This is a genomic window from Immundisolibacter sp. (assembly GCF_028696615.1).
Lineage (GTDB): Bacteria > Pseudomonadota > Gammaproteobacteria > Immundisolibacterales > Immundisolibacteraceae > Immundisolibacter.
The window spans coordinates 1-24,953 of sequence record NZ_JAQVGQ010000002.1; the positions used below are offsets into that span (position 1 = coordinate 1).

Sequence of the window (24,953 nt, forward strand, 5' to 3'; positions counted from 1 at the left end):
AAACCGATCACGAACGCCCACACCGGCGGCAGCCGGGTCAGCACGCCCAGAAACTGCAGCGGGCTTTGCAGCCGTTCGCCGTGACTGCCGCAGCGCACCGCCACCCACAGCGCGAGCGACCAGAACAGCGGATTGATGCCGAGGATGTCGGAATAAATCGCATAGCGCGCCCCATCCGGCCCGAACAGCGCCTGCACCACCGGAATACCCAGCGAGATGATGTTCGGCAGGCCGCAGCCGATAATCAGCGCGCCGAGCTGCGCCGGACCGCTCAGCGCGAAAAAGCGCTGCCGGAACAGGCCAAACGCCAGCGCCATGCCAAGCACGATGGCGAACATGGTCAGCAGCGGCGCCACGATCAGCTCGGCATTGACCTCGGCGCGCACCACCGTGTGGAAGGCCAGCGCCGGGTAGTAGACGTACATCACCAGCGCACCGATGACGCGCCGCGCGGTGGGCGCATCCACCCCGCCCGGGCGCAGCCGCCGCCACGCATACCCCACCGCCATGATGCCGCCGACCGGCAGCAGCGCCTGTTGCAACACCGGGGCCAGACCGACCACGAAAACTCCTTATGGTTGGCTGCCGAGCGATTCCGTGCTGGGGTTTTGAAGCCACGCAGGCGCGCGCCTGCGTGCAGAACGGACGGTTTCAAGGATCGCGCCGGCGCCGGCAGCCCCGTCGGGCGCCGGCTGCGGTATGGTACGCGTCACCTCTGCGACCGCCCTGCCCATGCACGCCATCCTTGCCGAACCCCGCGGCTTCTGCGCCGGTGTGGTGCGCGCCATCGACATCGTCGAGCGCGCCCTCGAACTCTACGGCCCGCCCGTCTACGTGTTGCACGAGATCGTCCACAACCGGCACGTGGTGGACGACCTGCGCGCCCGCGGCGCCGTGTTCGTCGAAACCGTGGACCAGATCCCCCCCAGCGCACGAGCCATTTTCAGCGCCCATGGCGTGGCCGACAGCGTGGTCGAGGCCGCCGCGGCGCGGGGCCTCGAAAGCATCGACGCCACCTGCCCGCTAGTCACCAAAGTGCATGGCCAGGCGCAGCGCTACGCCGCGCAGGACTACGACGTGATCATCGTCGGCCACGCCGGGCACCCGGAGGTCGAAGGCACGCGCGGCAGCGTGCGCGGGCGCGTGCACGTGGTCGGCGAGCCGCACGAGGTGGCGGACCTCACCGTCAAAGACCCTGCGCGCGTGGCCTACGTGACGCAGACCACGCTGTCGCTGGACGACACCCGCGACGTGATCGACGCGCTCAAGCGGCGCTTCCCCACCGCCCGCGGGCCGGACACCAACGACATCTGCTACGCCACGCAGAACCGCCAAAACGCCGTCAAGGCGCTGCTCGGCGACATCGACGTGCTGCTGGTGGTCGGCGCCCGCAACAGCTCGAACTCGAACCGCCTGCGCGAGGTCGGCGAGCGGGCCGGCATTCCTTCGCATTTGATCGGCGAGGCGGACGAGCTCGACCGCGCCTGGTTTGCGCCGCACAGCCGCATCGGCATCACGGCCGGCGCCTCCACGCCGCAGCGGCTGGTCGACGGCGTGCTCGAACGTCTGCGCGACTGGGGACTGACGCAAGTGAGCCGCCAGGTCGGCGTGGCCGAGGAGACCATCTTCCGCCTGCCGCCACAGCTCGCGCGCCCCGACCGCGGCCGCCTGCCGGCGGACCTGCGCTGAGAGCTTGTAAGTTTTTCTAGCTCTCAGCGCCAACCAGGGATGGCCGCACGCACATTGCTTCACAACCTGTGACGGCACCGCTGTTGGGGCAGACGGCGCGGCAACGGTCACGCCGCTGTATTTCCCAAAGGAATTTTCGAGGGTCCGGCAGGCGGTTTCGCCGCTAAACTGTCGCCATGCGTTCAGTGACAACACCAATACAGATACAGAACGCGATCAGGGTGGGCGGGCTGCTGGGCGCAGTCGTCATGCTGCTGCTGCTCGCGGCGTGCTCGAGCACCGGCGACAAGGCCAAACGTCCGCAGGCGGTCAGCGACACCCACCGCGCCGCCTCGCTGGATGCCGTCGCGCCCGACCCGCGCGACACCGACATCTGGCAGCGCATGCGCGCCGGCTTTGCCATGGACATGCCGGACGACCCGCAGATCGACGTCGAGCTGCGCTGGTATCTGGACCACCCGCTGTTCCTTGAAAACGCCTGGGCGCGCGGCAGCCGCTACCTGTTCCACATCCTGAACGAAATCGAGCGGCGCGGCCTGCCGACCGAGCTGGCCCTGCTGCCGGTGGTCGAAAGCGCCTTCCAGCCGCATGCCGTGTCGCGCAGCAACGCGGTCGGGCTGTGGCAATTCCTGTCCGAGACCGGCCGCGATTACGGCCTACAGCAGACCGCCTGGGTGGACCAGCGGCGCGACATCATCGACTCGACGCGCGCCGCGCTGGACTATCTGGCCGCCCTGGGCCGGCAGTTCAACGGCGACTGGACGCTGGCCCTGGCCGCCTACAACGGCGGCCCGGGTTATGTGTCCAGGATGTGCGAGAGCAACCGCAGTCGCGGGCGCGGCGCCGGCTTCATGGACCTGCCGCTGCGCGACGAGACGCGCTGCTACGTGCCCAAACTGCTGGCGCTGCGCAAGCTGGTGGAGAACCCCGGCCGCTACGGCGTGACCTTGCCGGACATTCCGAACGAACCGTACTTCACTGCCGTCGACGTCGAAGGGCCGATCCGCCTCGACCTGCTGGCGGCGGTGGAAAACCTGCGCCCGGACGACATTCGTGCCCTGAACGCCGGCTTTCATCGTGGCAGCACGCCGCCTGGCGGGCCGCACCGCCTGCTGGTGCCGGTCGATGTGGCCGACGAGGCTCGCCGGCAAATCGCCGCCCTGCCGCGCGAGACGCTGCCGCTGCCGGCCGTCACGCAAAGCCCCGACCTGCCGCAACGGCGTGTGCAATGGCGGCGGCACACCGTGCAGCCCGGCGAGACGCTGACCGGCGTGGCGCAGCGCTATCGGGTCAGCATCGCGGCGCTGCGCCAGGCCAACGGCCTGCACACCGGCACCCTCAAAAGCGGCCAGGACCTGATGATCCCGGTGGCGTACGCGGCCGACGCCCGCCCCGGTCCCAAGCGTGGCTGCGATGGCGAACGGGTGCTGCACCGCGTGGCCGCCGGCGACACGCTGTGGAGCATCGCCCGCCGCTACCAGGTCGAACCCGGACGAATCACCGCCTGCAATCCCGGGCTGAGCGGTGCCGCACTCGCCGTGGGCAAGACCGTGTCGGTCTACCGGCCGGCCGAGGTGACCGCCGTGGCCGACGCCACGCGGCACCGGCGCGAAACCTACACCGTGCGGGCCGGCGACACCGCCTGGCGCATCGCCCAGAACCTGGGCGTCAGCATCGACCAGCTGCAGCGCTGGAACAACGGCCTGCGCACGCAGTCGCTCAAACCCGGTGATCGCCTGACGGTGATCCGCAACGGCGGCTGACGCATGGCGCACACGGTTTTCTTCGTCTCGGACCAGACCGGCATCACGGTGCAGACGCTCGGGCAGGCGCTGCTGGCGCACTTTCCCGGCGCCGATGTGGAACGGGTGGACATCCCGTTCATCGACAGCCCGGCCAAGGCCGAGCGGGTGGCGGCGCGCATCGTCGAGGCGGCCGCCACCGGCGGCCAGCCGGTGGTGCTGTGCAGCATCGCCGATCAACACCTGCGGGCCATCATCAAGCGCTCGGGCGTGCTGTGTCTGGACGTGCTGGAAACCTTCATCGCCCCGCTGGAAAACGCCTTCGGCGTGGCCGCCACACCGCAAGCCACCCACACCCACGGCGCACCGGACTCCAGCGACTACGAAGAACGCATCGAGGCGATCAACTTCACCCTGGCCCACGACGACGGCGTGGACGGCAAGCACCTGGCCGACGCCGACATCATCCTGATCGGCGTGTCGCGCTCCGGCAAGACGCCGACCAGCCTGTACCTGAGCCTGCAGTTCGGCATCCGGGCCGCCAACTTCCCGCTCACCGAGGACGACCTCGAAAACCTGACGCTGCCCAAATCGCTGCTGCCGCACCGCAACAAGCTGTTCGGCCTGAGCATCGACCCGGTGCGCATCCACCGCATCCGCGAGGAACGCCGCCCGGGCAGCCGCTACGCCTCGCTGGCCCAGTGCCAGTTCGAGGCCCGCCAGGCGCTGCGCCTGTACCAGCGCCTGAACATTCCGCACCTGGACTCGACCCACAAGTCGATCGAGGAAATCGCCACCACCGTCATCCAGCAGTTCGGCCTCAAGCGGCGGGTGTTTTAGGAACGCAGGTGCCGCCGTGCACCATGCCCAGGCGTCGCCCGATCGCCGGCTCGGTCAGCACGGCGGCCATGGCGTCGAAGTCACCGAGCTCGCCCGCCGCAAGGTAGTCCGCCAGTAAGGCCGCCTCGGGTCGCTGCAGCAGAGCGACCAGGCCGGCTTCGATGTCGAAATGCTCCTGCGCGCGCAGCGTCTCGGCCAGGCGGCAGGCGAAATACGCCAGCGCCACGACCGGCAACAGATCCGGCGCGACGCTGGCCGGCGCTGCCACCAGCGGTTTGAGACTGTCGCCCAATGCCCGGCGCAGGTCGCGTGGCAGCCGCCAGGCACTGCCGAGGCGGGCGCCGACGATGGCCGCGTTGAAGCCCAGCGCGCGCTGCACGGCATCGACCCGCCCAGGCAAGTCGCCCTCGCCCTCGTAGACGGCTGCCAGCCAGGGATGGTGCGAGACGAGCGTGATGTCTCCCAGACCGAACAGCAGCGCGCAGGTGGACCGTTCCGCCGCCCCTTGCTGGCGCCGCCCCTGCGCCACCGCCAAAGCGACGGCGCTGGCCAGGTAACTGCTGGCCCACAGGCTTCGATGAACGCGCTCGGCGGCCGCATCGACGGCCGGCGAGATGGCCACCGCATGCGAAACGGCGATGTCACGCACCAGATTGGCGCCCAGGTAGGTGATGGCGTGCTGCACGCTGGTGATTTCGCGCGACAGGCCGAACTGCGCCGAGTTCACCGTGCGCAGCAACAGTGCAGCCATGGCGGGGTCGGTGGCCACCACCCGCGCCAGCTCCGCCGGATCGTCACCAGCCCGCAGCAACGCCCACAGTACCCCGCTCGGACGTGGCACGGCGTCGGTCAGCGCCTCCAGCCGCCGGTTCGCCTCGGCCGTCAGCTGCGGCTCGTCCAGCAACGTCAGCTCCGGCACCGCTGGTCTGGCGGTCGGCGTCAGCCGCGCCCCCGCCGGACCGGCGGTGCCGGACCGCAACGCCGCGCGGCTGTTCGCCGGCGCGGCCGAGCGCCGCTGGCTGGGCCCCGCCCCGGCCCCGCGTCGCCGGCCCGGCCGCGGTTTCGCCGACCACCACAACACGCCCATGCCGGCCAGCAACGCGCCGGCCACGACCGCAAATCCCATGCCGCCCATCCCGCGTTGATTGTCGCCGCATCGGTCGCTTCGACGCGGCTGCCGCCGCGCTGCGTTACGCCATCGTCAGGCCAAATGAAGCCGATTCATGAACGCCCATACAACTTCAGCAGCTCGCCCAGGCGCGCCGCCAGCGGCGCCGTGAGCTGCCCGGCGGCGAGCCGCCAGCACCAATTGCCCTGCACAGTGCCCGGCGTGTTCATCCGCGCGGCGCTGCCCAGGCCCAGCAGGTCCTGCACCGGCAACACCGCCAGTTCGGCCACCGAAGCCAGCGCCGCCCGGATCAGCGGCCACGGCATGGCCTCCCCCGGCAGGCCGAGGTAATCGAGCGTGCGCTGCGCGGTCGCCGGCGGCGCGCTGTCGAACCAGCCGCAGGTGGTGTCGTTGTCGTGCGTGCCGGTGTAGGCCACGTCGTCGCGGGCGTGGTTGTGCGGCAGGTGGGGATTGCTGGCATCGCCATCGAAGGCGAACTGCAGCACCACCATGCCCGGCAGGCCGAAGCGCCGGCGCAGCGCCTCCACCTCGGGCGTGATGATGCCGAGGTTCTCGGCCACCAGGCGCAGGTCCGGGAAGGCCTGCGTGATGGCGTCGAGCAGCGCCGCGCCAGGCACCGCCTGCCAGGCGCCGGTGACCGCGGTGGGAGCGTCGGCCGGAATCATCCACACCGCCTCCAGACCGCGGAAATGGTCGATGCGCAGCAGGTCGAAGCGCTGCGCCTGGGTGGCGACACGCGCCCGCCACCAGGCGAAATCCTGCGCCTGGTGCCAGTCCCAACGGTAGTGCGGATTGCCCCAGCGCTGGCCGTCGACGGCGAAATAATCCGGCGGCACGCCGGCCACGTATTGCGGCTCACCGTCCTCGTCCAGCAGGAACGCCTGCGGCGTCGCCCACACGTCGGCGCTGTCGTGGGCCACGAACAGCGGCAGATCGCCGAACAGGCGCACGCCGTGCTCGTGCGCGTAGGCGCGCAGTTCCCGCCATTGGCTACAGAACGCGTACTGCTCGAAGTACACCTGCGCCACGACCGGCGCGTGGCGGCGGCGGGCCGCGGCCAGCACCGCCGGATCGCGATCGCGCTCGGCCGCCGGCCAGGCAGTCCAGGGGCTGCCGCCGTGTGCCGCCTTGAGCGCGCTGTAGAGCGCGAAATCCTCCAGCCAGTGCGCCTGCCGGGTGCAGAAATCGCCAAAATCGGCCGCCGGCTGCTGCGCAAACGCCGCGCCCGCGGCGCGCAGCTGCTCCTCACGCGGGCGGTCGGCATTGACGGTCTGCAGCCAACCGCGGTCACGCAGCCAGTCCAGGCTGATCAGCTCGGGATTTCCGGCGTGGCTGGAGGTCGACTGGTACGGACTGCCGCCATCGCCGGTCGGCCCCACCGGCAGCATCTGCCACACCGAACAGCCGGCGGCGGCCAGGAACTCGACGAAACGGTACGCCTCGTGCCCCAGATCGCCGCAGGCAAACGCCCCGGGCAGCGAGGTCGGATGCAGCAGCAGCCCAGCCCGCCGCTCACCGGGCATGGTGCAGCGCCTGCCCCAGCATTTCCGGGATCACCAGCGTCACGCCGCCCGGGGTGACGCTGAAGCGCCGCGCGTCGGCGTCGTGGTCGTAACCGATTTCGGTGCCCGGCGGCAGCACACAGCCACGCTCGATGATGGCGCGGCGGATACGGCAGCCGGCGCCGATCTGCACCCGCGGCAGGATCACGCAATCCTCGATCTGGGCGCCATCGTCCACGCGCACGCCGGTGAACAGCAGCGAGCGGCGCACCAGGCCGCCGGAGACGATGCAGCCGCCGGAGATCACCGAATCGACCGCCATGCCGCGCCGGCCGTCGTCGTCGAACACGAACTTGGCCGGTGGCACCTGCTCCTGCAGGGTCCAGATCGGCCACTCGGTGTCGTACAGGTTCAGCTCCGGCGTCACCGCCACCAGGTCCATGTTGGCAGCGTAGTAGGCGTCGAGCGTGCCGACGTCGCGCCAGTAGGCCTGCCCGCCGGTCTGCCCGTCGACGAACGGGTAGGCATACGCCCGGTAACGGTCGATCAGGCCGGGGATGACGTTGTGCCCGAAGTCGTGCTGCGAGCCCGGCGTGTCGGCGTCCTTGTAGAGCTGCTCGAACAGGAACGCGGTGTTGAACACGTAGATGCCCATCGAACACAGGGCCCGGTCCGGCTTGTCTGGCAGCGGCGCCGGCTGCGCGGGCTTCTCGACGAAGCTGCGGATACGCAGGTCACCGTCGACACCCATCACCCCGAAACCGCTGGCATCGGCCAGCGGCACCTCGATGCAGCCGACCGTGACGTCGGCCTCCCGCGTCACGTGCGCCGCCAGCATCGGCCCGTAGTCCATCTTGTAGACGTGATCGCCGGCCAGGATCAGCACGTACTCGGGATTGTGGGCGGCGATGATGTCCAGGTTCTGCCACACCGCATCCGCCGTGCCGGCGTACCAGGAGGTCTCCAGGCGCTGCTGGGCCGGCAGCAACTCCACGAACTCGCCGAACTGGCCGCTCAGGTGCCCCCAGCCGCGCTGAATGTGCAGGATCAGCGAGTGCGCCTTGTACTGCGTCAGCACGCCGATGCGGCGGATGCCCGAGTTCACGCAGTTCGACAGCGGAAAATCGATGATGCGGAACTTGCCGCCGAACGGCACCGCCGGTTTGGCCCGCCACAGCGTGAGCTGCTCGAGCCGGCTGCCGCGCCCGCCGGCCAGTACCAGCGCCAGCGTGTCGCGGGTTAGCTCACTGATGAAGCGTTCGGGCCGACGGGCACCGTTCATGCGTCCTCCAATGTTTCGTCACAAGCCGGCGATGGGTCATTGATACCATGCGTGGCAACCGCACCATCACGGCCCCTTCTGCGTGAACGCAACCAGCATTCCAGAATTTTCGACCGACGACCTGCAACGCCTGCAGGACGGCCGCCTGCACGATCCATTCCACCTGCTCGGCCGCCACGGCCCGCAGCTGCGGGCGTGCTGCCCCGACGCCGCCGCGGTGGTGGTGGAAGAAGCCCCCACGCTGGCGCTGCGGCGCCTGCCCGACAGCCACGTGTGGGTGGCCGATGTTGGCACGCGCCCGCTACCGGCGCATTACACGCTGCGCTGGCGCGATGCCGACGGGCGCGAACAGCGCCGCGTCGACCCGTACAGCTTCGGCCCGCTGCTGTCCGACTTCGATCTGTACCTGTTCGGGCAGGGCCGGCACTGGCATCCGCAGAATTTTCTGGGCGCCCACCTGCGACGGGTGGACGGCGTGGACGGCGTGCTGTTCGCCGTGTGGGCACCCAACGCCGAGGGCATCTCGGTGGTCGGCGACTGGAACGGCTGGGACGGACGCTGGCACCCCATGCGCAACCGCGGCAGCAGCGGCGTGTGGGAGCTGTTCATTCCCGGCGTGGTGGCCGGCGCGCTGTACAAGTTCGAGCTGCGCACCGCGCACGGCCTGCTGCTGAAGGCCGACCCCTACGCCCGCGCCGCCGAGCTGCGCCCGGCCACCGCCAGCCGCGTGGCGCCGGCCACGTCCTACGCCTGGGGCGACGAGGCCTGGCTGGAACGGCGCGCCGCCGGCGACTGGCATCGCCAGCCGATCAGCATCTACGAGCTGCATCTGGGCTCCTGGCGCCGGCGCGCCGACGGCGGCTTTCTGAGCTATGCCGAAATCGCCGACCAACTGGTGCCGTACGTGCAGGAACTCGGCTTCACGCACGTGGAGCTGCTGCCGGTGATGGAGCACCCCTTCGACGCCTCCTGGGGCTACCAGTGCACCGGCTACTACGCACCGACCGCCCGCCACGGCGAGCCGGACGGCCTGCGGCTGCTGATCGACCGCCTGCACCAGGCCGGCATCGGCGTCATCCTGGACTGGGTGCCGGCGCATTTCCCACGCGACGCGCACGCGCTGGCCCGCTTCGACGGCACCGCGCTCTACGAGCACGACGACCCGCGCCTTGGCGAGCACCCGGACTGGGGCACGCTGGTGTTCAACTTCGGCCGCGCCGAGGTCAAGAGCTTCCTGCTCGGCTCGGCCTTGTACTGGGTGGAGGCGTTTCATGCCGACGGCCTGCGCGTGGACGCGGTCGCCTCCATGCTGTACCTGGATTATTCGCGCGGTCCCGGCCAGTGGCTGCCCAACCGCCACGGCGGCAACGAAAACCTCGAGGCGGTCGAATTCCTGCGCGAGGTGTGCGGCGTGGTGCAGGGCCAGCATCCCGGCACGCTGATGGTGGCCGAGGAGTCCACCGCCTGGCCGCAAGTGACGCGCCCGCCGTGGACCGGCGGACTCGGCTTCGCGCTCAAGTGGAACATGGGCTGGATGCACGACACGCTCGAGTACCTCGAGCACGACCCGGTGCACCGCATGTACCACCACGACCGGCTCACCTTCAGCATGCTCTACGCCTACACGGAAAACTTCGTGCTGCCGCTCAGCCACGACGAAGTGGTGCACGGCAAGCGCGCACTGCTGGCCAAAATGCCCGGCGACGACTGGCAGAAGTTCGCCAACCTGCGCCTGCTGCTGGCCTACCAGTTCACCTTCCCGGGCAAAAAGCTGCTGTTCATGGGCGGCGAATTCGGCCAGTGGGCCGAGTGGAACCACGAGCGCGCACTCGACTGGTACCTGCTGGATTACGACCGCCACCGGGGCCTGCAGGCCGCCGCGCGCGATCTCGCCCACCTGTACCGCAACCACGCCGCCCTGCACGGGCACGACTTCGAGCCGCACGGCTTCGAGTGGGTGGACTGCCACGACGCCGCCCAGTCGGTGATCAGCTACCTGCGCCACGGCGGCGGGCGCAGCGTGCTGGTGGTGCTCAACTTCACGCCGGTGGTGCGGCACGGTTATCGCCTCGGCGTGCCCGGACCCGGCTGGCACGCGGTGTGTTTCAACTCCGACTCCGCCTACTACGGCGGCAGCAACACCGGCACCGCCGGTGCACAGGCCGAGCCGGTGCCCTGGATGGGCCGGCCGTGGTCGGTGTCGCTCACCCTGCCGCCGCTGGCGGCGCTGGTGCTGGAGCTGCCGTGAAACGCCTGCGGGTGCTGCTGGCGGCCAGCGAGGCCTGGCCACTGGTCAAGACCGGCGGTCTCGGCGACGTGGTGGGCGCCCTGCCGGTGGCGCTGCGTGGTCTCGGCGTCGACGCGCGCCTGGTGCTGCCGGCCTACCCGGCCGCGCGCCAGGCACTGCCCGACGCCCGGCCGCTGGCGCGCTCGGCGCTGTACGGCGCCGACATCACGCTGCTGCGCGGCGAGCTGCCGGCCGGCGGCCGGCGCATGCTGCCGGTGTACTTGATCGCCACCGCCGCTTTCGATCGCCCCGGCAATCCCTACCAAAACGCCGACGGCGTGGACTGGCCGGACAACCCGGCGCGCTTTGCGCTGTTCTGCCGCGCCGCGGCGGCGCTGGCGCTGGGCCATCTGGCGCCGGACTGGCGCGCCGATGTGGTGCACGCGCACGACTGGCAGGCCGGCCTGCTGCCGGCCCTGCTCAGCCTGCACACGCAGCGGCCGCGCAGCGTGTTCACCGTCCACAACCTCGCCTACCAAGGCTTGGCACCGGCCGCGGATGCCGCCGCACTCGGCCTGCCGGCCGAGTGGTGGCGCTTCGACGCGCTGGAGTTCTTCGGGCAACTGGCGCTGATCAAGGGCGGCCTGGTGTTTGCCGACCGCATCACCACCGTCAGCCCGCGCTACGCGCAGGAGATCCAGACCCCCGAGTTCGGCTGCGGGCTGGACGGCCTGCTGCGCTACCGCGCCCACGCGCTGGTTGGCATCCTGAACGGCATCGACGCCGAGCAGTGGAACCCAGCCACCGATCCGGCCCTGCCCTACCGCTACGACGCCGAGCACCTGGACCTTAAGGCCGCCGACAAGGCGGCGCTGCAGCAGGAACTGGGACTCGCGGCCGAGCCGCGGGCGCTGCTGCTCGGCCTGGTCAGCCGCCTGGTGGCGCAAAAAGGCATCGACCTGCTCATCGACGCCCTGCCGCACCTGCCGGCCGATGTGCAACTGGTGGTGCTCGGCAGCGGCGAGGCCGCCTACACCGAAGCCCTGCGCGCCGCCGCGGCGGCGCAGCCGGCGCGCATCGCCTTTCGCGCCGGCTACGACGAACCGCTCGCCCACCGCATCCAGGCCGGCGCCGACGCCTTGCTGGTACCCTCGCGCTTCGAACCGTGCGGCCTGACGCAGCTGTACGCCCTGCGCTACGGCACCGTGCCCATCGTGCGCGCGGTGGGTGGTCTCGCCGACACGGTCGTCGACGCCAGCGCCGAGAATCTCGCCAGCGACTGCGCCACCGGCATCGTATTCGAGACCGCCAGCAGCGCCGCCCTGCTGGCCGCCATCGAGCGCGCGCTGGCGCTGTTTCGCGCCGGCGCGCCGTGGCAGCAGCTACAGCGCGCCGGCATGGCCGAGGACCACTCCTGGGAACACGCCGCCGGGGCGTATCTGGAGCTTTACTGCCACCTGCTCGACCAAGAGCTGCCAGGCGCCTGATCGATAACGAAAAACGGCCCGCGGCCGGGGAGTGATTCCCGGTCGCGGGCCGTCTTGCGAGCAAGCGTTTTTAACAGGCCGTTGAAACAGGCCGTCGAAAAAGGTTTTTCAACGGCCTGTCAAACGCTGAACACGTCGAGCTGGCGCGGGATCACGTCGTTGTTGACGATGATCTTCTTCTGCACGATGCCAAAACCCTCCGCGCGCCGGCGCAGCGCGTAGTGGTAGCTGCCGAAGAAGAAATCGGCGCGCTTCTCGTCGAGCTTGAACGCATCGGCGTGGAAGTTCGCCGTCACCAGCAGGCAGCCGTCCCGCTCGCCGGCCAGGCGCACCGTGCTCACCAGGTGGGTGACGCGCGGCATGCGCAGCAGCGACGAGGACAAGCCCGAGCGGATGCGCCAGATGCGCTCGCCGAGCCGCTCCTTGCCCTGCAGGTAGATCAGCGACAGCTGCGTGTCGGGATCTTGCGTGTAGGATTCGTCGTCGTGCCAGGCCGGCACCCAGTAGACGCAATCCTCCTCGTACAGCGCCAGCCAGTCGTCCCAGCGGCGCTGGTCCAGGCAGGCCGCCTCCTCGTACAGAAACTCCGTCACCTCGGCCAGCAGTTGGACGTCGATTGCCATCTCAGGCCACCTCGCGCCGGGTTTGCTGCGCGTCGCGCTCGAGCCCTTTGCACAGCGTGTTCAGCCAGTGCCGGTACTCACCGTGGTACAGCGTCTCGTCGGCGGCGTCGGGCGCGCTCTCCCGCGCGGGGATGCCCACCTCACGGGCGAATTCGTCCGGCCCGATGATGCGCCGCGCCATGCCGCGGTCGAAATCCTGCCATTCGGCGTTGCGTCCGTAGTAGCCGGACTGGCAGGCGTCGAACTCGGTCAGGTCGTCCGGTGTGGCCAGGCCGCTGGCGCTGTAGAAGTCCTCGTACTGGCGCAGGCGCCGGCGGCGCTGCTCGGCCGACTCGCCCTTCATGGCGATGCACTTGACGGTGACCTCGGTCTCGTCCTGCGACAGCGGCCGCCAGGTGCGCACCTGCGTGGAAATGCCGTCGAACAGGATCACGTTGGGGTAGATCAGCACCTGGCGCAGACGTGCCGCCATCCAGCGCGCCCGCTGCTCGCCGAAACGGGCGACCAGGTTGTCGTACTGCATGCCGGCGGCGCGGTCGCGGTAGTTGGCGACGTCGAACCAGATCACCACGTGGCCGTTGCCCAGATCGTAATTACCGCTGTGCGCCTGCGGGTTCAGCACGTCGATGGCCTTGACCTGGTCCTTGCCGGCCGCCTCGGCCGCCTTCTTGGCACGCAGCGCCGCGAGGCGGAAGTACGAGGTATGCACCGGGTCCAGGTGATAACCGTCGACGCCGTTCTCGGCCTGCATCTTCCAGTTGCCGTGGTGCGTGTACACCGAGAAGCCGGGCAGGATCTCGAGGCCCTGCTCGGACTGGTCGGCGAACATGTCCAGGAACACCGCCGCGCCGGCCAAGTGCTCCTTCAGCGGCAGCACGTCGGCGTTGAGACTCGCGAAGATGAAACCCCGATAGGAGCCGACCTGCGGCACCGGCGTCAGGCCGTAGTTGGCCTTGTCGAAGCTCGGCAGGTAACCACCGCCGGCCTCGTTTTTCACATCCAGCAGCGTGCCCTGGTTGTCGAACACCCAGCCGTGATAGGGGCAGGTCCAGTGCTTGGCGTTGCCGTGCGGCTTGCGGCACACGTTGGCGCCACGGTGGCTGCAAGCGTTGATGAAGCCGCGGATCTGCCCGTCGCTGCTGCGGGTGATGATCACCGGCTGGCGACCCATCACGGTGGTGATGTAGTCGCCGGGGTTCGGAATTTCGCTCTCGTGGGCGACGTAGATCCAGTTGCCCTCGTAGATGTGTTTGAGCTCCGCTTCGAAGATCTCGGGATCGGTGTAGATCGAACGGTGGACCTTGAAGGTTTCACCCGGCTTGTCGACGACACGCCAGCGCAGGTCTTCGGGTTTCATACGGCACTCCTGATGAGGCAAGCGAACGGATCGGCGCGGGCCGGCGAGGCACACTCGCCCGACCTGCGCACGAGCGAAGCTTGCGGGACGGGTACCGAAACGGGTTGACGAGCGTCAAGGGCGCCGCCTGAACCGACCCGACCGGTCGGTCGCCCTCACCTTTACAAGCGCGCCTTCGTCAGACTAACGTACGTTGATCTTTGACGGCACCAGCGTTCCGCCCTGGGCCAGCACCCGCCCCGAGGAGACCGAGCCATGAACCGACCGCGCGACTACGCGGATCTCGCGCGCGTGGACCGCACGCACGTCAGCCTGTACACGGACCCGGAGGTGTTCCACGACGAGATGGAGCGCATCTTCTACCGCTCCTGGGTATACGTGGCGCACGAGAGCGAAATCCCGAACCCCGGCGACTACAAGACCACCTACATCGGTCTGGTGCCGGTGATCGCCACGCGCGACGCCAAGGGCAAGGTGCACGTGCTGGTGAACCGCTGCACGCACCGCGGCGCCACCGTGTGTCCGTACGAGAAAGGCCACGCGGCGAGCTTCGTGTGCCCCTACCACGGCTGGGAGTTCGCGCCGGACGGCCAGCTGCTGTCGGTGGGCCTGCCCAAGGGCTACAACGAGGGCGAGCTCGACATGGCCCAGCTCGGTCTGCGCGAGGCGGCCAAGGTGGACAGCTACCGCGGCATCGTCTTCGCGAGCCTGCTGGAGGTGCCGGACATCACGCTGGAGCAAAAACTGGCCGGCGTGCGGCCGGTGATCGACATGTACATGGACCTATCGCCGGTGGGCGAGATCCTGGTCGGCCACAGCGGCATCTACAAACATCCCTACCACGGCAACTGGAAGATCCAGACCGAGGGCTCGGTCGAGGGCTACCACGCCATCTTCACGCACCAGACGGCGCTCGACGTGATGGCGCGCAAGATGGGCGCCTTCCTGCGCGGCTTCCAGAATTCCGGCCTCAAGGGCCTGGACGTCGGCTACGGCAACAACATCCTGGAGGTGTACCGGCTGTCGGACGAGCAGGTGCACCAGCGCTGGCCGAAGCCCTACATCGACATGCTGTGCGACGCCCACGGCGAACGGCGCGCCATGGAGGCGCTGCGCAACCGCTTCAACCTGGTGATCTTCCCGAACTTCGCCATCCTGGAGTACCAGTTCCGCGTCATCCGGCCGATCGAGCCCGACTTCACCGAGGTGCGCATCTACCACACCACGCTCAAGGACGCGCCGGCCGAGATAAACCTCAAGCGCGTACGCGAGCACGAGTTCTTCTACGGCCCGGCCTCGTTCGGCGGCCCGGACGACTACGCCGCCTTCGACCGTATCCAAGAGGGTTTCCGGGCACCGATGGTGCCGTGGGTGCACCTGAACCGCGGTTACCTCAGCGAACAGACCGACGCCCAGGGTCATCGGGTAGGCGACCTCACACAGGAAACCCAGCAGCGGGCGCCCTACTACGAATACCGCCGCCTGATGACGCGGGAGGTGTGAGCATGGACCGCGCGCAAGCCGAAGATTTCCTCTACCACGAGGCGCGCCTGCTGGATGCCGGGCGCTGGCGCGACTGGCAGAAGCTGTTCACCGACGACGCCATCTACTGGGTGCCGGCCAACAAGGCCGACTACGACCCGACCCAGCACGTGTCGTTCATCTACGACACCATGGACCTGCTGAACGAACGCCTCGGGCGGCTCGAAAGCCCGGTGTGCTACTCGCAGCAGCCGCCGTCGACCACGCTGCACCAGATCGGCAACGTCATCGTCGAAGAATCCGGGCCGGATTACGCCAAGATCAGCTCGAATCTGGCGCTGTTCGAGTTCCGCAACAACCGCCAGATGCGCTTCTACCCGCTGCAGACCTTCCCGGCGCACTGCCAGCATCATTTGCAGCGCACGGCAGACGGCTGGAAGATCAAGTTCAAAAAGGTCACCCTGCTCAACTGTGACGGCGAGATCTTCGACCTCACCTTCCTGCTGTAACCGCGAGGGCTCCCCCATGAAGACCGAAGGACGTTTCAGCCTGGATGCCACCGACGGCTTCCCGTTCTCGCGCGACAGCAAGGACTACCAGCAGGGTCTGGCGCTGATGCGCAAGGTGCTGGGAGCGGACGACGCCGCCAAGATCGAGGCGCTGATCGACAACCCGCTGTTCGGCAACGAGATCGGCTACCTGTTCTCCAAGACCTGGGGCGCGCTGTACGCCCGCGACAACCTGCCGCTGCGCGACCGTGCCCTGCTGCTGATGGGCAGCGATCTGGCGCTCGGCCGCGAGGGGCCGCTCAAAGACCACATGCGCGTCGCGCTGTACGCCGGCGTGAGCCCGCAGCAGATCGTCGAGGCACTGTTCCAGTCCATGTTCTACGTGGGTGCCCCGGGGCTGGTGCTGGGGCTCAAGGTGGCCAGCGAGGTGCTGGCGCCGCACATGGAAGCCATGAAGAATGCGCCGGCGATTCCGCAACGGACAAAGGAGGGGACGATGATCAACGATCTTGGCGTGCGCCTTGGACCGATCAACCACGTGGCCATGGCGGTCAAGGACTGGGAGAAGACCGCGCGCGGCTTTGCGAGCCTGATGGGCCTCAAAACCTGGCGCAAGATGGAAATCCCGTCGGCCATCATGGAAAAGGCCGAGTACTACGGCAAACCGGCCGAGTTCGTGTGGATTTCGGCCTTCGCCAAGCTCGGCGACACGCTGATCGAGCTGTGCCAGCCGGTGTCCGGTGAAACCGTGTTCGCCGACTTCGTGAACCAGTACGGCGACGGCATGCAGCACGTGGGGGATCTGTCGCACCCCGAGCCGCTGGAACTGGTGCGCCGCTACACCAGCCAGGGCGTGAAGATCGCCAACTACTGCAAGATCGCCGGCGTCGCCGAGCTGTTCTTCCTGGACACCCGCGAGCAGCTCGGCGGCATGTTCCTGGAAGTGGTGGCGCCGCCCACCTACGCGCAGATCGCCGCCATGGGCGAGGACGTCACCTTCACCTGACGGGCGCCCGCGCGCTCACGCCGACACATTTGTCAGGCCGGCACGCTCCGGCCTGATTTTTTCGTGACGAGGAGAACCAACCGTGCCCGCAACCATCCCGGTCGGCAAATGGCAGTACACCACCGTGGTCGTGCGCGACTACCGACAGGTGGTGTGCAACTTCGCGCGCTTTTTCGGCATCGACCGCTGGGAAGTAACCCGCGTCGACGGCAAGTACCTCACCGGTGCCCGGTTCGATGGCAAGCCGGCGCAGCCGCGTTGGATCTCGGCGCGCGGTCACAGCGGCCAGCTCGGCATCGAGCTGATCCAGCCGGTGGACGGCCCGTCCGGCTACCGGGCCATGCTGGATAGCGTCGGCGAGGGCATGTACGGCGTGGCCGCCAGCGTGTGCGAACCCGGGCAGTTCGAGACCCTCCAGGCGGACCTCGCCGCTCAGGGTATCGGCATCCGCCAAAGCGGCACCTTCTTCGACGCCGTCGACGTCTACCAGCTCGACACCCGCGACGCGCTGTCGAACGTGATCGTCGAGGTGCACTGCCCGCGCCGGGCGGACTGGCAGTCGCGCATCCACCCGCACGAGGTGCTGCAGATGGACCTGAACCGCCTCGGCCCGCAATTCCTGCCGACGCAGAAAATGCTGCACATCGGCGTGGTCTGCAAGGACCGCGACCGCACCAAAGCCAATCTGCAAAAACTGTTCGGCATGCAGCGCTGGATCGAGTTCAAGATCGAAACCGGCGTCAGCATGGAAGACACCACCTACTACGGCCAGCCCTGCTACCACGCCTACGACAACCACGTCGGGCGCCTCGGCGAGCTGTGCTTCGAGCTGATCACCCCGCGCAGCGACAAATGCGTGTATGACGAGTTCCTGAAGGAACGCGGCGAGGGCATGCACCACACCTTCCCCACCATCTGCTCGAAGGAAGAATTCACCGCCCGCCTGCCGGAACTCGAAAAACACGGCATGCCGGTCATCCAGGGCGGGCGCATCGGCGATCTGATGGAGTACTACTACGTCGATACACGCCGCTACCTGCCCGGCATCACCACCGAGGTGGTCATCCCGCTGCGGCCGGACTGGCTGCAGCTGTTCTTCCCGAACCCGGAAGACGCCTCCATACTGACCGGTAACTGAGAACCTGTGAATTTTTCAGGCTCCGAGGCCGGCCAGGTATGGCCGGACGCGAATCGAGCACGCAAGGGCTTGATTCGCGGGAGCTCGTCCGGGCGTGTACCGGACGGGCGACGCAAGAAATGCGCAGGACGCGCATTTCTTCACAAACTCTGAGCCGGCTGGAGCGCGGACGATGATTCCTTTCAGCGTGCTCGATCTGTGCCCGGTGTTCGAGGGCAGCAGCGCGGCCGATGCGCTGCGCAATTCGCTCGATCTTGCCCGGCACGTGGAGCGACTCGGCTTCAAGCGTTACTGGCTGGCCGAACACCACGGCATGCCGGGCATCGCCAGCGCCGCCACCGCGGTGGTGATCGCGCATGTGGCCGGCGGCACTTCCACCATCCGCGTCGGCGCCGGCGGCATCATGCTGCCGAACCACTCGCCGCTGGTGATCGCCGAGCAATTCGGCACGCTGGAGGCGCTGTTCCCGGGGCGCATCGACCTTGGCCTCGGCCGCGCCCCGGGCACCGACCAGGCCACCGCCGCCGCGCTGCGCCGGGACTCGCACGCCAGCGCCGAACGCTTCCCGCAGGACGTCGTCGAGCTGCTGCGCTACCTCGGGCACCTCCCCCACGACGGGCCGGTGCAGGCGGTGCCCGGCGCCGGCTCGCGCGTGCCGGTGTGGATTCTGGGTTCCAGCCTGTTCGGCGCGCAGCTCGCCGCCATGCTGGGCCTGCCGTTTGCGTTCGCCTCGCACTTCGCACCGCAGGCACTGATGCAGGCACTCGACGTGTACCGCAGCCAGTTCCGGCCGTCGGCGCAGCTCGAAAAACCCTACGTGATGCTCGGTTTCAACGTCTACGCCGCCGACACCGACGCCGCCGGCCGCCTGCTGGCGAGCTCCATGCAGCAGGCCTTCGTGGCGCTGCGCACCGGCCGGCCGGGCAAGCTGCCACCGCCGGTGGCGGACTATCCCGACCAGCTGCCGCCCGCCTGGCGCGCCATGCTGGAGGAGTCGATGTCCTGTTCGGCCATCGGCGCGCCGGACACGGTGCGCGCCCAGCTGGCCGCCTTCATCGCCCGCACCGGCGCCGATGAACTGATGATCAGCAGCCCGATCTACGATCACGCCGCACGCAAACACAGCTACGACATCGTCGCCGCGGCCCGCGATCGGTTGGCGGCACCGGCCTGACGGCGGACCGGACGCCTCAACCGCCCAGCAGGCGCCGCTCGGCGTTTTCCACCTGCGCGGCGGTACCGAACAGCACCACCACGTCGCCGGCCGCCAGGCGCAGGTCCCCGCTCGGTTCGAGCTCACCCAGGCCGTCGCGGCGCACGGCGCGCACCTCGGCACCGGTGCGCGCCAGATCGAGATCATCGAGGCGCAGCCCGACGGCGCGCGCGTTGTCCGGCAGGCGCACCGCGTGACGCACTTCCAGCGCCTGCCCCTGCGTGTCCTCGATGCGCGAGCGCTGGCCGTGGAAATAGCCGCGCAGCACGCCGTAGCGTTCCTCGCGCACGCCCTGCACGCTCTGCTGCACGCGCTCCATCGGGAAATCGAGCAGCGCCAGCACGTGCGAGGCGAGCGTGAGGCTGGCCTCGAAGGTTTCCGGCACGATGGCGGTCACGCCGGCCTGCTTGAGCACGTCGCGGTGGCGGTCGTCGGTGGTGCGCACCAGGATCGGGATGTCCGGCGAGCGGTCGCGCACCGCGCGCACCACGGCCAGCGCATGCCGGTGGTCGGTGAAGCTCACCACCACCAGCCGCGCCCGGGCGATGCCGAGCGCGTGCAACAGCGCCGGGCGGCGGGCGTCGCCATAGAACACCCGCTCGCCGCCGAGCAGCGCTTCCTGCACGCGCACCGGGTCCTCGTCCACGGCCACGAACGCCACACCCTCGCGGCTGAGAATGCGGCCCACCGCCTGCCCCACCCGGCCGTAGCCGCAGATGATCACGTGTCCCGACAGCTCGGCGGTGGCGTCGCTCATGCCGACCAGGTCGGCCTGCGCCTGCGGCGGCGGGTGGTGATGGCGCAGCAAAAAGGCCGCCATGCGCCCGTTGTGGCGCACGATCAGCGGCGTCAGCGCCATGCTGAGCACGATGCTGGCCGCCACCAACACGGCCTGCGCAGGGTCGATCAGGCCGTAGGTGCCAGCCACCGCCAGCAGCGCAAAACCGAACTCGCCGCCCTGCGCCAGCAGCAGCGCGGCACGCAGCGCGGTGAGGCGATCCTCGCCCAGGCAGCGGCCGAGCGCCGCCACGATGATGGTCTTGAACACCAGCAGTCCGGCGGTCAGCGCCAGCACCTGCGGCCAGCGCGGCAGCAGTTGTGCCGGCACCAGCAGCATGCCGACGCTGACGAAGAAAATGCCCAGCAACACGTCGCGGAACGGCCGGATCTCGACCTCGATGCGGTGCCGGAAATGGCTCTCACCGAGCATCATGCCGGCGATGAAGGCGCCCAGCGTCATCGACAGGCCAAAGGCATCCGTCAGCAGCGCCGCCAGCAATGCCACCAACAGCGCCGCCAGCACGAACAGCTCCTCCGAATGTGTCTTGGCGACCTCGAAGAACACCCGCGGCAGCACCCACTTGCCAATACCGATCAACACCGCGAACAGCGCAAGGCCTTTGGCGATGGTCAGCGCGAACGTGAGCGGCACATGGTCGCCGGCATTGGCCAGCGCCGGGATCAGGATCAGGAACAGCACCGCGGCGAGATCCTGGAACAGCAGCACCGCCACGCCGAGCTGGCCGTGCCGGGCATACAGCTCGCCGCCGCGGGCGAGCTCGCGCGTGACCACCGCGGTCGAGGACAGCGCCAGTACCGCCGCCATCAGCAGCGCCAGCCGCCCGTCGAGTCCCAGCCCGACGCCGACCGCCATGAATGCCGCCGTGCAGATCAGCACCTGCCCGCCGCCGAGGCCGAACACCAGCCGGCGCATGGCCAGCAACCGCGACAGCGAGAACTCCAGCCCCAGCGAGAACAGCAGGAACACCACGCCGAACTCGGCCAGATACCGGACCGCCTCCTGGTTGACGACCAGACCGAGCGCGCCCGGCCCGATCAGCAGGCCGGTGAACAAATAACCCAGCGTCGCCGGCAGGCGCAGGCGGTAGAACACCGCCAGCACCAGCGCCGAGGCGGTGAGGATGATGACCAGTTCGGTGAAAAAGCCGTGCATCAGGCCGCCGTCTGCTGCCGACTGAGCCACACCAGAACCGCGCCGGCCGCCAGCATCGGCAGGCACAGCAGCTGGCCCATGGTCAGCCAGTCGAAGGCCACGAAACCCAGAAACGCATCCGGCTCGCGCGCAAACTCGCCGATGAAGCGCAGCGCACCATAACCCAGCAAAAACACGCCGGACACCGCCATCCGCGGCCGCGGGCGGGCCGAATACAGCCATACGATCAAAAACAGCACCCCGCCTTCGAGCGCTGCCTGATACAACTGCGAGGGATGCCGCGGCAGCGGTCCGGCGTCCGGGAACACCATGCCCCACGGCAGGTCGGTGACGCGGCCCCACAGCTCGCCGTTGATGAAATTGCCAAGCCGCCCGGCCAGCAGCCCGGTCGGCACCAGCGGCGCCACGAAATCGGTGACCGCAAAAAAACCGCGCCCGGTCTTGCGCCCGTACAGCCAGCAGGCCGCCAGCACACCGAGCAGGCCGCCGTGGAAGGACATGCCGCCCTCCCAGGCCCGCAAAATGGCGGCCGGGTTGTGCAGGTAAAACCCCGGCTGATAGAACAGCACATAGCCCAGGCGCCCGCCGAGCACCGCGCCCATGGCGCCATAAAAAATGAGATCGCCGAGCTCCTGTACCTGCCAGCCGCTGCCCGGACGCAGCGCGCGGTAGCGGCCGAGCCACCAGGCGGCGGCAAAGCCGACCAGGTACATGAGGCCATACCAGCGGATGGCGAACGGGCCGAGGTGCAGCGCGACGGGATCGATGGCGGGATGGTGCAGCATGGGCGTGGATTATCCGGCATGATGCGGTGCGAACCCGCTTTGCCGAGATCGGGACGGTTTTTTTTGGGCTCGCCAGCGCGCCGGTCGAGCCGATTCCGACCACCCGCCAGCCAGCCACTATGACCGACACCGCCACCAACCGCCTCGCCCGAGAACGCAGCCCGTATCTGCTGCAGCACGCCCACAATCCGGTCGACTGGCACCCCTGGGGCGACACCGCGCTGCGCCTGGCGCGCGAGCAGGACAAGCCGATCCTGCTGTCGATCGGCTACTTCGCCTGCCACTGGTGCCACGTGATGGCGCACGAGTCCTTCGAGGACCCGGCCACCGCGGCGCTGATGAACGCGCTGTTCGTCAACATCAAGGTGGACCGCGAGGAGCGGCCGGACCTGGATCGCATCTACCAGCTCGCGCACCAGATGCTCACCGGCCGTGGCGGCGGCTGGCCGCTGACGGTATTTCTGACGCCCGATCAGGTGCCGTTCTTCGCCGGCACGTACTTTCCGAAGCAGGCCCGCTACGGCCTGCCCGCCTTCGCCGACCTGCTGACCCGAGTCGACGAGTACTACCGCCAGCACCGCGCCGCCATCGACAGCCAGAACGCGCAGTTGCTGGAAGCCCTCGCCCACAGCCAGGCGCTTGCCGGCAGCTCGGCGCTGACCGACGCGCCACTGCGCCGCGCCACAGCGGAACTGAAGGGCCTGTTCGACGGCGTGCACGGCGGCTTCGGCGGGGCGCCCAAGTTTCCGCAGGCACCGCTGCTGGAACGGTGTCTTCGCGAGCACGCCCGCACGGGTGACCAGGAGGCGCTGCGCATGGCGCTGCTGACACTCGAACAGATGGCCCGCGGCGGCATTCACGATCACCTCGGCGGCGGCTTTTTCCGCTACGCGGTGGACGGCGAGTGGACCATCCCGCACTTCGAGAAAATGCTCTACGACAACGCACAGTTGCTGCGCCTGTACGCGCAGGCGGCGCAGATCACCCAAAGCGCCCGCTTCGACGCCGTGCTGCACACCACAGGTCACTGGGCGCTGCGCGAGCTGCGCGCGCCGGACGGCGGCTTCTACGCCGCGCTCGACGCCGACTCCGAGGGCGAGGAAGGCCGCTTCTACGTCTGGGACCGGCAGGACGTGCAGGCACTGCTCAGCGACGAGGAGTACGCCATCCTCGCCCGCCGCTTTGGTCTCGACGACACGCCGAACTTCAAGGGCCGCTGGCATTTGCGCGTCGTGGCCGACGTGGCGGACATCGCCAAAGACGTCGATCTTTCCCCGCAGCGCGTGGCGGTGGTGCTGTCGGGCGCCATGCAGAAACTATTCGCCGCGCGCAGCGCGCGCGTGCGGCCCGCAGTCGACGACAAGGTACTGGCCGGCTGGAACGGCCTCATGATCGGCGGCCTCGCGCAGGCCGGTCGGCATTTGAACGAACCCATCTTCATCGAGGCCGCCGCCGGCGCGGCCGACTTTGCCCGCCGCGTGCTGTGGCAAAACGGCCGCCTGCACGCCGCCGCCAAGGACGGCGTGGGGTATCTGCGCGCCTATCTCGACGACCACGCCTATCTGCTGGACGGCCTGCTGGAGCTGCTGCAGGCGCGTTGGGACGCCGGGCATCTCGCCTTCGCCGTGGATCTCGCGGATGCGATGCTCACGCACTTCGAGGACCGCGCCGCAGGTGGTTTTTTCCACACCGCGGACGATCACGAGGCGCTGATCGTGCGCACCCGCCCGCTCGGCGACGACGCGACGCCCGCCGGCACCGCCATCGCCGCCCGCGCGCTCGGCCGGCTGGGACATTTGCTGGGCGAGGTGCGCTACCTCGACGCCGCCGCGCGGGCGGTGGCGAGCGCTGCCGGGCGGATGCAGGAACACCCGCTCGGCTGCTGCAGCCTGCTGGCGGCGCTCGAAGAACAGCTCACGCCGCCACAGACGCTGATCCTGCGCGGCGATGGCGCCGCACTGGCGCCCTGGCTGGCGCTGGCCCGGGAGGGCTACCGGCCGCGGCGGCTCACGCTCGCCATCCCGGCCGATGCCACCGACCTGCCGGGCGTGCTCGCCCACTGCCGCCCGCAGGGCGAGGCGGTGGCGTATTTGTGCCAGGGTGGGCAATGCAGCGCGCCGCTGACGCGCCTCGAGGAGCTGGCCGCGGCGCTCGACGGCAGCTGACCGCCGACCCGCGCGCCGCGCGGGCGGGTACTGCGCTGCGGCGAGCCGGAAAATTCCGCGGCGGGGAATTTTTCAGAATGTCCCAAGATCGCCGGCCAGCGCCTGCAACAGCGCCAGCGCCACCACCGCCGCGGTTTCGGTGCGCAGCACCCGCGGCCCCATGCGCACCGGCGTGAAGCCCACCGCCTGCGCGGCCGCGCGCTCTTGCGGCGTGAGGCCGCCCTCGGGTCCGATCAGCACGCTGACCGGACCTGCAAGACCAGTCAGCGCGGTCAGCGCCTGCGGCGCGGTCGGGTCGAGCAGCAGGCCGCAGCCCGCCGCGCCATCGGCGCCATGACCGGCCAGATACTCCAGCAGCTCACGCGGCGCGGCCAGCGCCGGCACCCGCGTGCGCCCGCTCTGCTCGCAGGCCGCCAGCACCACGCCGCGCCAGTGGGCCAGACGCCGCTCGGCCCGCTCGCCGGCCAGGCGCAGCACCGTGCGCTCGGTGATCAGCGGCACGATGTCGGTCACGCCGAGCTCGACCGCCTTTTGCAGCGTGTAGTCCATGCGCTCGCCGCGCGAGACGCCCTGCAGCAGGCGAAGATGCAGCGGCGACTCGCGCCGGTCCGGTGTGAATTCGCCCACCCGCGCGTGCAGCGCGCCGTCCGGCCCGCGCACCAGCTCGGCCGCGAACTCGCCACCCTCGCCGTTGAACAGGCACAGCGCATCGCCCGCGCGCAGGCGCAGCACCTTGACCGCGTGATCGAGCGCGCGACGGTCGAGCGCACACTCGGCGCCGCTCGCGAGCGGCTGGTCGACGAAAAGGCGCGGTATGCGCACG

20 protein-coding genes are annotated in these 24,953 nt (G+C 69.2%); 11 read left to right on the forward strand and 9 right to left on the reverse strand.

Annotated elements, in window-relative coordinates:
• A partial coding sequence (locus PHC73_RS00245; protein WP_300123550.1) for an AEC family transporter occupies positions 1-563 on the reverse strand: 563 nt, incomplete at its 3' end.
• A 169-nt stretch (positions 564-732) separates the two neighbouring features.
• Here PHC73_RS00245 and ispH point away from each other — a divergent pair.
• From ispH to PHC73_RS00260, 3 genes are all read left to right on the forward strand, one after another.
• Positions 733-1,689 (forward strand): 4-hydroxy-3-methylbut-2-enyl diphosphate reductase, encoded by a 957-nt coding sequence (gene ispH, locus PHC73_RS00250; RefSeq protein WP_300123551.1) that lies wholly within the window; start codon positions 733-735, stop codon positions 1,687-1,689.
• A gap of 248 nt (positions 1,690-1,937) precedes the next feature.
• Positions 1,938-3,452 carry a LysM peptidoglycan-binding domain-containing protein gene (locus PHC73_RS00255; RefSeq protein WP_300123552.1) on the forward strand — a complete coding sequence of 505 codons (1,515 nt, stop codon included), beginning with the start codon at positions 1,938-1,940 and terminating at the stop codon, positions 3,450-3,452.
• Positions 3,453-3,455: 3 nt separating this feature from the next.
• Complete coding sequence (locus PHC73_RS00260) at positions 3,456-4,271, forward strand: pyruvate, water dikinase regulatory protein (RefSeq protein WP_300123553.1); 816 nt, start codon at positions 3,456-3,458, stop codon at positions 4,269-4,271.
• On the opposite strand, the gene PHC73_RS00265 is transcribed toward PHC73_RS00260, so the two are convergent.
• From PHC73_RS00265 to glgC, 3 genes are all read right to left on the reverse strand, one after another.
• Positions 4,252-5,397 carry an HDOD domain-containing protein gene (locus PHC73_RS00265; RefSeq protein WP_300123554.1) on the reverse strand — a complete coding sequence of 382 codons (1,146 nt, stop codon included), beginning with the start codon at positions 5,395-5,397 and terminating at the stop codon, positions 4,252-4,254. The genes PHC73_RS00260 and PHC73_RS00265 overlap by 20 nt on opposite strands.
• 95 nt (positions 5,398-5,492) lie before the next feature.
• On the reverse strand, positions 5,493-6,923 hold the full coding sequence (gene malQ, locus PHC73_RS00270) for a 4-alpha-glucanotransferase (RefSeq protein ID WP_300123555.1): 1,431 nt from the start codon (positions 6,921-6,923) through the stop codon (positions 5,493-5,495).
• Positions 6,913-8,184, reverse strand: coding sequence for a glucose-1-phosphate adenylyltransferase (glgC, locus tag PHC73_RS00275; RefSeq protein WP_300123556.1), 1,272 nt, complete (start codon positions 8,182-8,184; stop codon positions 6,913-6,915). Before glgC ends, malQ begins: the two co-directional genes overlap by 11 nt.
• Before the next feature lie 82 nt (positions 8,185-8,266).
• On the opposite strand from glgC, the gene glgB reads away from it, so the two are divergent.
• Positions 8,267-10,432 carry a 1,4-alpha-glucan branching protein GlgB gene (gene glgB, locus PHC73_RS00280; protein ID WP_300123557.1) on the forward strand — a complete coding sequence of 722 codons (2,166 nt, stop codon included), beginning with the start codon at positions 8,267-8,269 and terminating at the stop codon, positions 10,430-10,432.
• Positions 10,429-11,898, forward strand: coding sequence for a glycogen synthase GlgA (gene glgA / locus PHC73_RS00285; RefSeq protein ID WP_300123558.1), 1,470 nt, complete (start codon positions 10,429-10,431; stop codon positions 11,896-11,898). The genes glgB and glgA overlap by 4 nt, the downstream gene beginning before the upstream one ends.
• Positions 11,899-12,017: 119 nt before the next feature.
• On the opposite strand, the gene PHC73_RS00290 is transcribed toward glgA, so the two are convergent.
• Together PHC73_RS00290 and PHC73_RS00295 are read right to left on the reverse strand one after the other, a co-directional pair.
• Positions 12,018-12,521, reverse strand: coding sequence for an aromatic-ring-hydroxylating dioxygenase subunit beta (locus PHC73_RS00290; protein ID WP_300123559.1), 504 nt, complete (start codon positions 12,519-12,521; stop codon positions 12,018-12,020).
• 1 nt (position 12,522) lies between these two features.
• Positions 12,523-13,878, reverse strand: coding sequence for an aromatic ring-hydroxylating dioxygenase subunit alpha (locus tag PHC73_RS00295; RefSeq protein WP_300123560.1), 1,356 nt, complete (start codon positions 13,876-13,878; stop codon positions 12,523-12,525).
• Positions 13,879-14,133: 255 nt separating this feature from the next.
• On the opposite strand from PHC73_RS00295, the gene PHC73_RS00300 reads away from it, so the two are divergent.
• From PHC73_RS00300 to PHC73_RS00320, 5 genes are all read left to right on the forward strand, one after another.
• Complete coding sequence (locus PHC73_RS00300; RefSeq protein WP_300123561.1) at positions 14,134-15,381, forward strand: aromatic ring-hydroxylating dioxygenase subunit alpha; 1,248 nt, start codon at positions 14,134-14,136, stop codon at positions 15,379-15,381.
• A gap of 2 nt (positions 15,382-15,383) precedes the next feature.
• Positions 15,384-15,869, forward strand: a complete 486-nt coding sequence (locus PHC73_RS00305) for an aromatic-ring-hydroxylating dioxygenase subunit beta (RefSeq protein ID WP_300123562.1) — start codon at positions 15,384-15,386, stop codon at positions 15,867-15,869.
• Positions 15,870-15,885: 16 nt separating this feature from the next.
• Positions 15,886-16,875, forward strand: a complete 990-nt coding sequence (locus PHC73_RS00310) for a carboxymuconolactone decarboxylase family protein (protein WP_300123563.1) — start codon at positions 15,886-15,888, stop codon at positions 16,873-16,875.
• An 82-nt stretch (positions 16,876-16,957) separates the two neighbouring features.
• Positions 16,958-18,013 carry a VOC family protein gene (locus tag PHC73_RS00315; RefSeq protein ID WP_300123564.1) on the forward strand — a complete coding sequence of 352 codons (1,056 nt, stop codon included), beginning with the start codon at positions 16,958-16,960 and terminating at the stop codon, positions 18,011-18,013.
• 172 nt (positions 18,014-18,185) lie between these two features.
• Positions 18,186-19,187, forward strand: coding sequence for an LLM class flavin-dependent oxidoreductase (locus tag PHC73_RS00320; protein WP_300123565.1), 1,002 nt, complete (start codon positions 18,186-18,188; stop codon positions 19,185-19,187).
• Between the two features lie 16 nt (positions 19,188-19,203).
• Here the strand turns inward: PHC73_RS00320 and PHC73_RS00325 are convergent, their stop codons facing one another.
• Both PHC73_RS00325 and lgt read right to left on the reverse strand, forming a co-directional pair.
• Entirely contained in the window at positions 19,204-21,180 is a 1,977-nt protein-coding gene (locus tag PHC73_RS00325; RefSeq protein ID WP_300123566.1) for a monovalent cation:proton antiporter family protein, read from the reverse strand.
• The gene (lgt, locus tag PHC73_RS00330) at positions 21,180-21,965 is read right to left on the reverse strand and encodes a prolipoprotein diacylglyceryl transferase (protein ID WP_300123567.1); all 786 of its coding nucleotides are present in this window, start codon (positions 21,963-21,965) and stop codon (positions 21,180-21,182) included. The genes PHC73_RS00325 and lgt overlap by 1 nt, the downstream gene beginning before the upstream one ends.
• A 119-nt stretch (positions 21,966-22,084) precedes the next feature.
• Between lgt and PHC73_RS00335 the strand changes: the two genes are divergently transcribed.
• Positions 22,085-24,130: a thioredoxin domain-containing protein gene (locus PHC73_RS00335; protein ID WP_300123568.1), complete on the forward strand. Its 2,046-nt coding sequence runs from the start codon at positions 22,085-22,087 to the stop codon at positions 24,128-24,130.
• A 72-nt stretch (positions 24,131-24,202) separates the two neighbouring features.
• Here the strand turns inward: PHC73_RS00335 and PHC73_RS00340 are convergent, their stop codons facing one another.
• Entirely contained in the window at positions 24,203-24,952 is a 750-nt protein-coding gene (locus PHC73_RS00340) for a 16S rRNA (uracil(1498)-N(3))-methyltransferase (protein WP_300123569.1), read from the reverse strand.
• Between the last annotated feature and the right edge of the window lies 1 nt (position 24,953).